This is a genomic window from Hymenobacter glacieicola, assembly GCF_014640315.1.
Taxonomy (GTDB): Bacteria; Bacteroidota; Bacteroidia; order Cytophagales; family Hymenobacteraceae; genus Hymenobacter; species Hymenobacter glacieicola.
In genome coordinates, this window is the sequence record NZ_BMGS01000001.1 from 438,928 (window position 1) to 452,359 (window position 13,432).

The 13,432-nt window shown below is 58.2% G+C and carries 13 protein-coding genes; 4 read left to right on the forward strand and 9 right to left on the reverse strand.

Annotated elements, in window-relative coordinates:
• The first annotated feature begins 20 nt into the window (after positions 1-20).
• Both IEW18_RS01895 and IEW18_RS01900 read left to right on the forward strand, forming a co-directional pair.
• Positions 21-1,310, forward strand: a complete 1,290-nt coding sequence (locus IEW18_RS01895) for an SHOCT domain-containing protein (RefSeq protein WP_188556108.1) — start codon at positions 21-23, stop codon at positions 1,308-1,310.
• A 134-nt stretch (positions 1,311-1,444) separates the two neighbouring features.
• Entirely contained in the window at positions 1,445-2,494 is a 1,050-nt protein-coding gene (locus IEW18_RS01900; protein WP_188556109.1) for a DUF3089 domain-containing protein, read from the forward strand.
• Between the two features lie 81 nt (positions 2,495-2,575).
• Here IEW18_RS01900 and tsf read toward each other — a convergent pair whose 3' ends face one another.
• The 4 genes from tsf to rplM form a co-directional block, all read right to left on the reverse strand.
• Positions 2,576-3,415 (reverse strand): translation elongation factor Ts, encoded by an 840-nt coding sequence (tsf, locus tag IEW18_RS01905; RefSeq protein ID WP_188556110.1) that lies wholly within the window; start codon positions 3,413-3,415, stop codon positions 2,576-2,578.
• 159 nt (positions 3,416-3,574) lie between these two features.
• The gene (gene rpsB, locus IEW18_RS01910) at positions 3,575-4,342 is read right to left on the reverse strand and encodes a 30S ribosomal protein S2 (RefSeq protein ID WP_188556111.1); all 768 of its coding nucleotides are present in this window, start codon (positions 4,340-4,342) and stop codon (positions 3,575-3,577) included.
• An 18-nt stretch (positions 4,343-4,360) separates the two neighbouring features.
• On the reverse strand, positions 4,361-4,747 hold the full coding sequence (gene rpsI / locus IEW18_RS01915; protein ID WP_188556112.1) for a 30S ribosomal protein S9: 387 nt from the start codon (positions 4,745-4,747) through the stop codon (positions 4,361-4,363).
• Positions 4,748-4,780: 33 nt separating this feature from the next.
• Positions 4,781-5,233, reverse strand: a complete 453-nt coding sequence (rplM, locus tag IEW18_RS01920; RefSeq protein WP_188556113.1) for a 50S ribosomal protein L13 — start codon at positions 5,231-5,233, stop codon at positions 4,781-4,783.
• A 170-nt stretch (positions 5,234-5,403) separates the two neighbouring features.
• Between rplM and IEW18_RS01925 the strand changes: the two genes are divergently transcribed.
• Positions 5,404-6,870, forward strand: a complete 1,467-nt coding sequence (locus IEW18_RS01925) for a hypothetical protein (RefSeq protein WP_188556114.1) — start codon at positions 5,404-5,406, stop codon at positions 6,868-6,870.
• A gap of 63 nt (positions 6,871-6,933) precedes the next feature.
• On the opposite strand, the gene IEW18_RS01930 is transcribed toward IEW18_RS01925, so the two are convergent.
• The 5 genes from IEW18_RS01930 to recA all read right to left on the reverse strand — a co-directional run bounded on the left by IEW18_RS01930 (position 6,934) and on the right by recA (position 12,063).
• Positions 6,934-7,647, reverse strand: coding sequence for an RluA family pseudouridine synthase (locus tag IEW18_RS01930; RefSeq protein ID WP_188556115.1), 714 nt, complete (start codon positions 7,645-7,647; stop codon positions 6,934-6,936).
• 25 nt (positions 7,648-7,672) lie between these two features.
• A complete protein-coding gene (locus tag IEW18_RS01935; protein WP_188556116.1) occupies positions 7,673-8,761 on the reverse strand; it encodes a sensor histidine kinase in 1,089 nt (362 codons plus the stop codon).
• 120 nt (positions 8,762-8,881) lie between these two features.
• Positions 8,882-9,583 carry a response regulator transcription factor gene (locus IEW18_RS01940; RefSeq protein WP_229728558.1) on the reverse strand — a complete coding sequence of 234 codons (702 nt, stop codon included), beginning with the start codon at positions 9,581-9,583 and terminating at the stop codon, positions 8,882-8,884.
• Positions 9,584-9,893: 310 nt separating this feature from the next.
• Positions 9,894-10,724, reverse strand: coding sequence for a DUF3108 domain-containing protein (locus IEW18_RS01945; RefSeq protein WP_188556118.1), 831 nt, complete (start codon positions 10,722-10,724; stop codon positions 9,894-9,896).
• Positions 10,725-10,971: 247 nt separating this feature from the next.
• On the reverse strand, positions 10,972-12,063 hold the full coding sequence (gene recA, locus IEW18_RS01950; protein ID WP_188556119.1) for a recombinase RecA: 1,092 nt from the start codon (positions 12,061-12,063) through the stop codon (positions 10,972-10,974).
• Positions 12,064-12,258: 195 nt separating this feature from the next.
• Here recA and IEW18_RS01955 point away from each other — a divergent pair, with 195 nt between their 5' ends.
• On the forward strand, positions 12,259-13,425 hold the full coding sequence (locus IEW18_RS01955) for a lipid A deacylase (RefSeq protein WP_229728559.1): 1,167 nt from the start codon (positions 12,259-12,261) through the stop codon (positions 13,423-13,425).
• The last annotated feature ends 7 nt before the right edge of the window (positions 13,426-13,432 follow it).

The window sequence follows — 13,432 nt, forward strand, 5'->3', positions numbered from 1 at the left end:
CCTGCTACCTCTCTTCTGCCATGGAAAAAGACCCTTCTCCCCTCGATACCCTGCGCCAGCTCAAGGAGTGGCTCGATGCGGGCACCATCACGCCCCAGGAGTTTGAAACGCTGAAAAAGAAGCTGCTGTTCAGTGAGTCGGCGGGGGCTACTGCCACCCCGGCCGCTCCACCGGTCCCCTCCATCCCGCCGGCTACCCCCACGGCCCCGGTAGTACCCATGACACCCGCAGCGCCCGTGCCCCCGGTTCCTACCCCGGCTTCTCCGCTGGCCTCGCCGCCCCCAACTGCTCCGTATAGCCAACCCGTGCCCATGACACCCCCAGCGGGGGCCGCCCCGCACGTGCCGCCGTTTACTACGGGTAGCGGCCCCGTGGAAGATCCGCTGCTGCCGCCCGTTACCACCTCGCGGCCCTTGCACACCGCTTACGTGGCCGAGCCGCCCGCGCCTCCAACGACTACTCCCGGTTTGTCGCACCCCTTGGAGGCTGGCCGCCCCGGTTCATCTCCTACCCGCGACGACGCCTTCGTGCCTCCCATTCCGGCAGTAGGGGAGGGCGAGGTGGTAGAAGATGAGCCGTACGTAGCCCCGCCCAAAAGTCCGCTCGGTACCATCCTGATTGTGGGAGGCATTCTGGCCTTGCTCGCCCTGGTGGCCTACCTGATGCTGGGCAAACAGGACTCGGAGCGCCTAACCAGCACGACGCTAACGGCCGCCGATTCGTTAGCAACTCGGCCCGAAGAAGGCCCTCAGTCGGAGCAGATTGACTTGCCTCCGGCCGCCGCGCCCGAAACCATTCGGGTGGCTCCCGTGGCCCCGCCCGTTACTAGCCCCGCTACCGATTCAGTAGCGCAGCCCGCCGGTACCCCCACGGAGCAAACTGCGCCTCCTGCCGCCCCGGCTGTGGATGAAAGTGCCGCCCAGGCGCGCATTGAGTCGGTATTGCAGAACTATTACGCCGATTTGCAGGCCGCGCCCTTTTCGGCTGCTACCTATTTTGCGCCCCGGGTAGAGCGTTTTTACTTGCAGCAAAACACAAGCCCCGCTGCCATTACCGCTGAGCTGGAAAAGTCGCACTTCCCGGAGTTTCTGGAGGGGCAGACAACCATCGAACCGGGCAGTTTAAAGGTGAGCCCGCCCGTAAACGACGGCTCCCGGGTAGTAACCTTTGTCGAAAAAAGCTCAGCCCTGCGTCAGTCTCTGCAGAAGCGCCAGCAAACCACGGCGCAGGTGCGGGTACGCTTCGACAAAAACTTTAAAATCGTGTACCTGCGCCAGGAGCGGCTGCTGGAAAACACCTTTAGCGAATAGCTGCCCCCAAGTCCCGCGGCGGAAGTCATCTAGCCTAGCGGCTTTTCCTGCTTATTTTTGCCTCCCCAACGCGCGCTTCCTGCAACGAGAAGCGCGCGTTGGTGTTTTTACCGCCCGGATTCTCTTGTTACCTAATGCTTACCCCTCTGTTTCGTTTACCCACGCTAGCCGTTCTGCTGACGTTCGCTTCTTGTATTACGGTACTTAAGCCCGGGAAAGACTTTGCCCGCAAGCCCGAGCCGGAAGCCCCTGATTACCGTATGGAGGATAACTGGGCCGCGCTGCCTGACCGCCGCGACTCCGCCGACCTAGTGCCGCGCCACACCTTGCTGCGCAACCAACAGCGCGACGCGCCCGTGGACGTGTTCTTCGTGCACCCTACCACTTACTACAGCCGGGCCCAGTGGAACGCCAGCCTAACCGATGCGCGCGTAAACCGCTTCACCGACGCCAGCACCATTCGTAAGCAGGCCTCTGTATTTAACAGCACGGCCCGCGTGTACGCCCCGCGCTACCGGCAGGCCACGCTATTTTCCTTTTTCGATGAGAAAAGCACGAACGGCAAGGAGGCCCTGGACCTGGCGTATAGCGACGTAAAAACGGCTTTTCAATACTACCTCGACCATTACAACCAGGGTCGCCCCGTTATCATTGCCGGCCACAGCCAGGGCACCTTTCACGCCACGCGGCTGCTACGGGAGTTTTTCGACCAGAATCCCAAGCTGCGCAAGCAATTAGTGGCCGCCTACCTCATTGGCTTCAAAGTAAAGCCCGAGGAATACCAAGTCCTGCGCCCCTGCGATGACTCTACCCAAACCGGCTGCTATGTGGGCTGGAACACCGTGGAGTGGGGCCACGAGTACCCCCCCTTCCAGGGCGGCGTGGCCGTAAACCCGCTCACCTGGACCCGGGATACGGCTACCGCCCCCGCCCGTCTAAATCTCGGCGGCGTACCCTATACCTTCAGTGGGGTCGACAAGCGCGTAGTCGATGCCAAAGTTCACAACGGCCTCGTCTGGATTCACCCGACCGTGCGCCCCGGCTACCCCCGCTTCCTGCTGCCCGGCCGCTCCGAACTGCGGCACTCCTTCCATATTGCTGATTACTCTCTGTTCTACTATAACATCCGCCAGAACGCCGAGGCGCGCGTGCGGGCCTACCGTATGCTCATGCACGGAGGGTAGCATGAGTAATATATGGAACAACAGAAAGCCCCGCCGGAATTAACCGACGGGGCTTTTTATGATTTAGAGCTTGCGCAGAGCTTAGCCTACAATGGCTACGCGCTTGAAGTCCGAGATGGTCAGGCCTTTCTGCGTCTTGTCGAGCAGCTGGGCGATGGTCACCGAGTTGTCCTTCACGAACTCCTGGTTGAGCAGGGTGTTCTCCTTGTAGAACTTGTTCAGCTTGCCCTGAGCAATTTTCTCCAGCATCGCCTCGGGCTTGCCTTCCGAACGAGCCTGCTCTTTGCCGATTTCGATTTCGCGCTCAATGGTAGCAGCGTCAACGCCATCTTTGTCAAGAGCAACCGGACGCATGGCCACGATTTGCATGGCGACGTCGCGGCCTACGGCCGCCACGTCGGCGCCACCCACGTTCTTCATAGCTACCAGAACGCCCTTCTTGTTATCTGAGTGGATATAGGAAGCGACCTTCTCGGCCGTTACGTTCTCGTAAGCCACTACGTCCAGCTTCTCCCCGATTTTGCCCATCAGGTCGGTGATGTGCTCCTGCAGGGAACGGCCATCTTCCTGGGCCGAAGCCAGCAGCTCTTCTTTCGAGGAAGCATTGCTTTTCACGGCCGTAGCCAGAATCTGCTGAGCCAGGTTTTTGAAGTCTTCTACTTTGGCAACGGGCTCCGTTTCGCAAGCCAGTGCTACCAGTTTGCCGTTGGTGCCATCTTCGCTTACCGCAGCCAGCACAAGGCCTTCCGAGGTAGCGTTTTCCGAACGCTTATCAGCAATTTTCTGGCCCTGCTTGCGCAGAATGTCACGAGCAGCCTCGAAGTCGCCATCGGCTTCGGTCAGTGCTTTTTTGCAATCCATCATGCCCGCACCCGTCATGGTGCGCAGCTTGTTTACGTCTGCGGCGGTAATTGCTGCCATTTCTTTGGGAGTTAGTAGCTAGAAGCTAGTAGTTAGAATGAAATGAGAGGGTTAGGAAGGAACGTAAAGAAGCTAGGAGCCAAAAGTCAGAACTGAATGGGCAAGTGGCCGGCATCACAGATTCTAACTTCTAGCTCCTAGCTTCTACTTCCTCCAAGACTATTCGTCGGCGTTCTGCTTCTCCTGGATGCCTTCTTCTTCGGCTTGCTTCTTGTCGGCGTCTTCCTTGTCGACTTTCCGCTCCGACAGACCATCCTCGATAGCCTTACCCATTACGCTCACGATGAGCTGGATCGACTTCGAAGCGTCATCGTTAGCCGGGATAGGGAACTGAACCAGCTCGGGGTTCGAGTTCGTATCGCAGATAGCAAATACCGGAATACCCAGTTTCTGGGCTTCTTTCACGGCAATGTGCTCGCGCTTCACGTCTACTACGAACAGAGCAGCGGGCAGGCGGCTCAGGTCGGCGATGCCACCCAGAACACGCTCCAGCTTCTCCCGCTCACGCGACAGCATGAGACGCTCGCGCTTTGCAAGAGCAGCGTAAGCGGTATTTTCCTTTACCATCTTGTCGATGGTGCTCATTTTCTTCAGCGACTTGCGAACGGTAGTGAAGTTGGTGAGCATGCCGCCCAACCACCGGTCCGTTACGAAAGGCATTTTCAGGCGCTTGGCCTCTTCCGTTACAATTTCCTGCGCCTGCTTCTTCGTTGCCACGAACATCACCTTGCGGCCGCTCTTGGCAATGTTACGGATGGCGGCCGAAGCCTGCTCCAGCGAAACCAGGGTTTTGTTCAGGTCAATGATATGGATGCCGTTCTTCTCCATGAAGATGTACGGCGCCATTTTCGGGTCCCACTTGCGCGTAAGGTGACCAAAGTGGGCACCGGCATCAAGCAGTTCTTTATATGTGGTGGACTGAGCCATGATAGATTTCCTCTGGGATTAGCGTTTCGAGAACTGGAACGAGCGACGCGCTTTGCGCTTGCCGAATTTCTTACGTTCCACCATGCGCGGGTCACGGGTCAGGAAGCCTTCTTTCTTCAGCGCGGGGCGAACCTCCGCGTTGTCGCCCACCAGGGCTTTCGAGATGGCCAGACGGATAGCCTCGGCCTGCGCCGAAATGCCACCACCGCGCACGTTTACCTTGATGTCGTACTGGCCGACTTGCTCGACCGTCGCCAAGGGCTGGTTCACGATGTTTTCCAGGAGCTCATTGGCGAAGTACGCCTTGATGTCCCGGCCGTTGATAGTGATATTCCCTTGCCCGGCCTGCATGTAAATGCGGGCCACCGAGGTTTTTCTTCTACCAGAGGTATTGGAGATTTCCATTAAGTGAAGAAGTTAAGAGAGGCCGAAATCGGCTTAGAGATTCGTGAAAGAAACAGCTTTGGGCTGCTGAGCTTCGTGGGGGTGGCTAGTGCCGGCGTACACGAACAGGTTGCGGAACTGCTCCGCGCCCAGCTTGTTGCCCTGCAGCATGCCCCGAACGGCGTGCTCAATCACACGGGTCGAGTCCTTGGCTTTCTTGTCGCGCAGGTTAATGCGCTTCTGACCGCCGGGGTAGCCCGAGTGGGTGATGTAGATTTTGTCGGTCATCTTTTTGCCAGTCACGCGGAGGTTGTCGGCGTTGATGACGATGACGTTGTCGCCACAATCCGAGTTGGGCGTGAAGGAGGGCTTGTGCTTGCCACGCAACATGTTGGCAATTTGGCTGGCCAGACGACCCAGGGTAGCGTCGGCGGCGTCAACCACAACCCAGCCCTTGTTGGCGTTGGCTTTGTTGACGGATACCGTCTTGAAGCTCAGATGATCCATTGGGGAGGAGGATAAGCGTTTGAAAATGAAGAAGAAGCCGAACAGGGTTCGGGGAAAACGGACACAAAGTTACCGTCTTTCCCCGAATATTCAAGCGGGGGGCTAATTATTGTCTCTGAAACACTTGCAGAGTGGCCTGCCCATTGCCGCTGCGTACTTTTGCGCCCACTATGCTACCGTCTACTTCATCTCCGGCAGCGGCTGTTGCCCCACCCCCAAACGATCGGCCAGCCTACGCGCTGCTGTTGGCCTTGCTGCTGGTGTCGCTGCTTACGGTCTTTGTTACGGAAGGCACCTACGATTCCGGCGACAGTATCAACCATTACCTCTACGCCCGCTACGCCTTTCAGCATCCTATCAACTTTCTGGAGTCGTGGTCCAAGCCGCTGGTAGTGGAGCTGATGGCGGTTCCGGCCCACTGGGGGCTACGCGGGGTAATGGTACTCCAATGTCTGTTGGTAGCGGCGGCGGCTTGGTTTGCGTATGGGGCCGCCCGCACCTTGCGGCTGCCCTGGCCCTGGCTGGCTATTCTGTTCTGCTACGCTTCCCCCGATTACTTCCGCATTCAGTTTTCGGGGCTGACTGAGCCACTTTTCAGCCTCGTGCTGATAGCCAGCGTGACCCTGGCGTTACAGGGCCAAGCCCGATTAGGAGCGGCCGTTATTTCCCTGCTGCCATTCGCCCGCTCCGAGGGCTTTATTCTCCTGGGCGTGTATGGCTTCTATTTGCTGATAACCCGAAACTGGCGGGCGCTGCCCTGGCTGGGACTGGGCTTTGGGGCGTATGGGGTGGCCGGGCTGTTTGTGTATCAGGACTTTCTGTGGGTGTTTACCCACAACGCCTACCCCGTCCGGAATGAAAGCTACGGTCAGGGGCAATGGTCCCATTTTATTATCAGCCTGCCCCATACGGTGGGCTGGGTACTGTACGGCCTGTTCTGGATAGGAGGTTTGCGCATGCTCTGGGAATGGGCTAAGCCAGCGGCTCGGTTGCGGCCCGAGAAGTTTACGGCCGAGCTGCTGCTGGTGTACGGCAGCGTGGTTGTTTTCATCGGAGCCCATACCATCTTCTGGACCTTCGGCATCTTCGGGTCGTTTGGGCTTACCCGGGTGCTGTGCTGCGTGGTGCCCTTGGTAAGTTTGATTGCCTTGCGCGGGGTAGGCGTTATCACTGGAATAGGGCGCACCGAGGTAGTGCGGCGCCGGATTCGGGTGGGCCTGGTCGTAGCCGTTATTGGCTTTCTGTTCTGCGGGGCCCGGGCGGCGTTCCGGTGGGAGCGGGACTTTGGCCGCCCCTCCGACCAGTTGCTGGCCGACGCCGCGGCCCGCTGGGCCCTGCGCCAGGGCGCTCTGCCCCACGTTGTGTTCCAGCATCCCTACCTGGCCCTGCCTTTACAAACTGACCCATTCGGGGCGCGGCACAGCCTGATGCCCGCCGTGCGCGAGCAGAGCTGGCCGCTGCCCAGCGGCACGCTAATCTTCTGGGACGATTGGTACGCCGTAATGGAAGGCCAAGTGCCGTTTGACGTGTTGCGCAAGGACCCCCAGTACCGGCTGCGGTGGCTGGCCGCCATGCCCCGCAACCGCCGCAAGCCCACCGCCGACTCCGTGCGTATTGCCATCTTCCAGAAGCTGTAACCTGTTCAGCAAAAAGGGCGGCTCCCGGTCAGGAGTCGCCCTTTTTATGCGTAACTACCGCACCTACCGATACTGCCGTAGCGTATCAACCAGTACGCGAAAATCCTTGGGGTAGGGGGCTTCAATGGTTACTTGCTCGCCATCCATCTTCGCGAAGGTGAGCTGGGCCGCGTGCAAGGCAAACCGCTTGATAAACGGCTGCTCCTCCTCGCCCTGCTTCATGTTAAACTTCTTCTTGAGCGTTGAGAGGAAAAAGTCCTCCCCGCCGTACATGCCGTCGCCCACGATGGGCGCTTGCAGGTACGCCAGGTGCAGCCGGATCTGGTGCATGCGGCCGGTAATGGGCTGGCACTCCAGCAGGGTGTGGCGGGCGTAGGCTTCCAGCGTGCGCACCAGCGTTACGGCTGGTTTGCCCTTGAAGGCCAGGCGGGCCTTGCCCTTGGTAGTGGTTTCAATGCTGCGGTCCACGCGCAAGCCATCGTAGTCGTGCACGCCCCAGGCTACGGCGTGGTATACCTTCTTTACCTCGCGGTTCTCGAACTGCATGGCCAGGTGGCGGTAGGCCGCCGGGTTTTTGGCCAGGGCCAAAGCGCCGCTGGTTTCCTTGTCGAGGCGGTGGCAGGCCTGAATATCGTCGTAGTGTTCCCGCGCCAGGCGCAGAATGTTGACGGCCCCGCCAAACCGCTCGTCGAGCGTGGCCAAGAAAGGAGGCTTGTTGATGATGACGAAGTCCTCGTCCTCAAACAGAATCAGGTCGGTGAAATTGGGCAGCTTCATAAAGAGCTGCAAAGGTACTCACTTCTTACGTGGCATTTGCAGCCAGCGCCGTGGCCGCCGCCCGGGGCTTGGGCAGCTTGAACTCCAGAGTCGTGCCTTGGCCTACCTCGCTGTGCACCCGAATAGTGGAGCGGTGCGCCTCCACAATGTGCTTGCTGATGGCCAAACCCAGGCCCGAGCCGCCGGCCTCCCGCGACTCACGGCTGCGGCTTTTATCAATGCGGTAGAAACGCTCAAAAATGCGGTTCTGGTGCTGCTTCGGAATTCCTTCCCCGTCGTCTTGCACACTGATGCGTACTCCCTTGCCGCTTTCTGCCACGGCTACCGTTACGTGCCCATTTTCGCGGCCGTACTTGATGGCGTTGTCAATCAGGTTGATCAGCACTTGCCGGATGCGGTTGCGGTCGGCCAGTACGCGCAGGCCCGTGTTTGGCTGCGGCGGCGGGGCCAGTGCCAGCGTCACGTTGCGGCGGGCGGCCTTTAGCTCCAGCTGCTCAAAAATGTCGAGCACGAGCTGGGTAATATCAAACACCTGGCGGCGCATACGCACTACCCCTTTTTCGAGCTGGGAGATGGTAACCAAGTCCTGCACCAGGGAATCTAGGGCGTCGAGGCTGGTAGCGGCTTTCTGCAGAAATTTCTTGCGGGTGTGCTCGTCAATGTCCTCGTCGTCAAGAATAGTATGCACAAAGCCCTGGGCCGCGAAAATCGGGGTTTTCAATTCGTGCGATACATCGGCCAGAAACTCCCGCCGCAGCACCTGCAGGCGCTTGAGCTCGTCAATTTCCTGCTGCTTGCGCTGGGCCATGTCCAGAATTTCGTCGCGCATCCGCTTCAGCGGCTCCGGTCGAAACAGAAACTTGTTTGACATGCGCCGAAACTCCTTCCGCTTGATGTGCTCCAGGCCTTCGTAGAGGGTATTGATTTCGCGGAAAATCAGGGCCTCAAACATCAGGTACAACAGCAGAAAACACGCCGCTATGGTAATGCCAGCGGCCAAAACTCCTTCGCGCATGGGCAAGGTAGGAGCCACCCACACCAAGGTGGTCAGCACAGCCGCTACCAGCAAGGACAGGATAACGGCAATAGCGCGCGAGGAAATGGTAAACCGCATGGGGTGAAGTGGTGAGCGAGTGAGCTGGTGAAATGGTGAGTTTGATGTTCTACCTGCGCACACTGCGCAAGTGGGCTAGCGGAACATCAAACTCACCATTTCACCATTTCACCAGCTCACTTAGTTGTCCGTGTTGAATTTGTAGCCGACGCCTTTGATGGTTTGGATGTGATGGTCGCCGACTTTCTCCCGCACTTTGCGCACGTGCACATCCACGGTGCGGGCCAGCACGAACACGTCGTTGCCCCAGATATTTTGGAGTAGCTCGTCGCGACCGAATACTTTGTGGGGGGAAGCGGCCAGGAACGCCAGCAGCTCAAACTCCTTTTTAGGCAGCGAAATTTTGCGGCCCTCCTGATACACGGCAAAGCCCGTGCGGTCAATTTTGAGCCCGTTAATTTCGATGGTGTCCAGCTGTACCTGCGGGTCTTTGTCGCGGCGCACGAAGGCGGCTAGGCGGCTGAGCAGGGCCCGGGGCTTGATGGGCTTGGCAATGAAGTCGTCGGCGCCGGCCTCAAAGGCGGCTACCTCCGAAAACTCCTCGGCCCGGGCCGTCAGGAAGATGATGTAGGTATCCTTGAAGCGGGGTAGCTCCCGCAGTTGGCGGCAGGCGGCAATGCCGTCGAGGTGGGGCATCATCACATCGAGCAGGATGATGTCGGGGCCGAATTGCGGGGCTACTTCCAGGGCCTTGCGGCCGTCGGGGGCGCTGGCTACCTCGTAGCCTTCCTTGCGCAGGTTGTACTCCAGCAGTTCCACGATGTCCGGATCGTCATCGACTACCAGGATTTTGTACGCATTAGGGGTGGCGGTTGGCTGCACAGGACGAGGTGGTTTGGGGTAAAACAGAATGCGCGAAGACAAAAGTACCGCGGGCCGCCGGGCCCGGCGTATTACGTTTTCATTACCAGCGGCCCGGGGTGAGGTAGGCGCCGGCAGTGGAATTGGCCACACGAAGTCGACCAGAGAACCCGCCGGCTTGGGGCTGACCGGGGTAGCTACCGGCCGTGGCGGTAACAAGACAGGGCGACGTCGAGAAGCTAAGGTAGTCTGCATCAGGTAGAAAGGAGTCGGACTGAGAATAGCACTAAAAAGAAAAGCGGCCCCCAACGGGAGCCGCTTCACAAAAGCATCAATTTGTTGCCACCAGATTCAGTCGGTTTCGGAGGCCTTTGTACTTGTACATGTCCACCTTTACGGAGCCCACGAACATTTCCGCCTGAATCAGTACCGGCACTTTGTTCCGGTCGTCGGAGAGGTACACCGAAATGGCGTTTTCTCCTTTAAAGAGCTTATTACTGGGCATTTTCGGGACCAGGCGAATGGCGCGGATGACGCCCGCTTTGGTTTCCACCGTTTCCCGGCCCTTGTATATCACGTCCATGTTAAAGACGTCGTTGTCGAAGAAGCCCTGAACCTTGATGACCTCGCCGGGCCGGCGCTGGTCGTAGTTAAGGGTGCGCAGGAAATAAAAGCCGCTGACTAAGTCCTGCACGTTATTGGGCGTTTTAAACGTGCCCTTTTTTACGTCGTTCTTGTCTTTCTTATGACTTTCCACGCTGGCAATGTCGCGCTGGTGGTCGAAGTCTATCGTCTCGCGCTTGCGGTAGCTCTTTTCCTCAATGTTGCGGAAGAAGCGCTGGGGTAGGATGCTGGTGGTGTCAATGTAAGAGCGCCAGGTGTCCCGAATCCGGAGGAAATAATCGAAAGAACCTAAGGTTCGGCCCGTGACGGTGGCTCGGTAGCAAGGTCGCTCATTGATGCGGTGCACGGCGTCATCTACCTCAATGGTGGCCTCGGCAGCGTTGATGAGTCCGTAGTGGACTTTGTACTGAAGCACTTCGCCGCGCTCAAAGCTGGAGTTCGGGACGTTGCGCGTGGGTTCAGCGGAAGGGCCAAAAGCAGTGAGGACCGCTGCCAGCGGCAGCGCAAGTACAGGAAACAGAAGCCAGCGGCGAATCATGTAAAAGCGGCAAAATGAGGGTGTAGCCGGTGCCTACTCAAATGGGGTGCCAGCAAAGATAATCGGATTATAACAGCACAAGAAATAGCCAGCCTGAAAACAGTAGCCCCCTGAGTAGGCAGCCGCCGGCTTTGCTTTCGCCGACCTCATGGCTGTGTTACGGCCTAGCTTAGTCCCCTGACTGCCAGGTAATAAAAAAGCCCCGCCATTTCTGGCGGGGCTTTTTAGCAACAGACTTCAGAAAGTCTTACAGGTCAGCGGCATCATCGTCCTCATCCGTGGAGCGGTCTTCCGGAATAGCGGCCAAAGCAGCTTCCGGCTCACCTTTCACCATAGCCCGGATTTGAGCTTCGATTTTGTCGGCCAGGTCAGGGTTGTCCTGCAGGATGGTTTTCACTCCTTCGCGGCCCTGGCCCAGGCGGTTGCCATCGTAGGAGAACCAGGAGCCTGACTTGGCAATGATGCCCATGTCAACGCCCAAGTCCAGAATCTCGCCTACTTTGGAAATGCCTTCGTTGTAGATAATGTCGAACTCAATCACCTTGAAGGGCGGCGCTACCTTGTTCTTCACCACCTTCACCTTGGTGCGGTTACCCGTCACGTTGTCCTTATCTTCTTTGATCTGGCCGATCCGACGGATGTCGAGGCGAACCGAAGCGTAGAACTTCAGGGCGTTACCACCGGTAGTCGTTTCGGGCGAGCCGAACATAACCCCGATTTTCTCACGCAGCTGGTTGATGAAGATGCAGCAGCAGCCGGTTTTGTTGATGGTACCGGTGAGCTTACGCAGCGCCTGCGACATTAAGCGAGCGTGCAGGCCCACCTTGGAGTCACCCATGTCGCCTTCCAGTTCGCCTTTCGGCACCAGGGCAGCAACGGAGTCAATTACAATGATGTCGATGGCACCCGAGGAAATCAGCTGGTCGGCAATTTCCAGAGCTTGCTCGCCATTATCGGGCTGCGCGATGAGCAGGTTTTCGGTGTCGATGCCGAGCTTCTTGGCGTACAGCGGGTCGAAGGCGTGCTCGGCGTCGATGAAGGCCGCAATGCCACCCTTTTTCTGGGCTTCGGCAATGGCATGCATCGTCAGCGTGGTCTTACCCGACGATTCCGGGCCGTAGATTTCAATTACGCGGCCTTTGGGCAAGCCACCTACACCCAGGGCAATATCCAAGCCTAGCGAACCGGTGCTGATGACCTCGACGTCCATCACCTTGTTGTCGCTGAGCTTCATTACGGTGCCTTTGCCGTAGTTCTTGTCTAGCTTATCCAGGGTCAGCTGGAGGGCTTTCATTTTCTCGGCATTGGCGTTGACGGCCTTGTCAGTGGTTGCAGCCATACTATAGGAGGGGTTGTTTGGAAATGCTTAGGTTTGGTGAATGTAGCCCTTTTTGGTCGGCTCCCATACGTGGGTAGCCGACCGGCTCAGGCTACAGTGCCGGGCCCTTTTCGGGTCGGCTAGTAGTAACGCGGCTGGGCTATATTTTGTGCCCGCAATGCTAAAAAAATTCGTTGAGTTTAGGATGATTTTCCTGTGCTAAAATTTTTGGGAAACACCCGTTTTTCTACCTTCCTGATACTGACGTTGGTAGCCGGACTCGGTAACATATCCGTGAGCTTGGCTCAGCTCGATAACCGAGCATTCCAGTACCCGTTGCCGCTGGGCCCCGCTTACGAGCGGCAGCTGCGCCTAGATGTGCAAGGGTTTTTATTTAATAAGGACAACGAGTACTTCAACAAAATTGATCCGGGCCTCACGTATTTCGGGGCTCAGCTAGCACCCCGGCTGGTCTATTTTCCATCGGCCAACCTGCGGTTGGAGGCCGGGGTGTTCCTCTGGAAAGATTACGGGACTCCCCGGTTTCAGCAAGTACGGCCCCTGTTCACGCTGAAGTACCGGCAGGGCTACCACAACATCCTTTTCGGTAACCTGGAAGGGCATCTGAACCACGGCTACATCGAGCCGATGTTTGACTTTGAGCGGGTCATTACCAACCGCTTAGAGGAAGGCGTGCAGTACCTGTACCAAGCCCCTCGCTCCCGCCTGGATGCCTGGGTGAATTGGCAGCGGCAGCAGTACCGGTTCAGCAACTTTCAGGAGGAGGTAGCCGGCGGCCTCAGCGCCGAGCACGCCCTGCTCGCTGACTCAGCCGGCTGGCTGCTGAAGCTGCCGTTTCAGTTCACGGCTACCCACCGCGGCGGCCAGCTGGATACCATTGACAAGCCCCTGCAAACCCTGTTCAACGTAGCAACCGGGGTGCGAGTCCGCCGAGCGTTGGCTTACCACCTAGTGCAGGCCGCGCATTTCGATGGCTACGTCACGTACTTTACTGATTACTCTTTTACCCGGGTGCTGCCTTTCGCCCGCGGTACAGGCTTGTACCTGAACGCGGGCCTTGATACGCGCCTCTCCAACCTGCAGCTGGCCTACTGGCAGGGCAGCGGCTACATTTCCCCCATTGGCGGACGGCTCTACCAATCCGTGTCCGTATCCGTGGCGGACCCCGACTACACCGAAAAGCAGCGGCAGCTACTGATTCTGCGGGTGCTGCGCGACTACCGCCTACCGGGCAATGTTATCCTGACGACGCGTTTCGAGCCGCTCTATGACCTGAACAACGGGCTGTTTGACTTCTCCTTTGCCCTGTACCTGAACTTCAACCAAAGCTTCCTGCTCACAACGCTCAAGCGGGAAGACTAGCTGAACC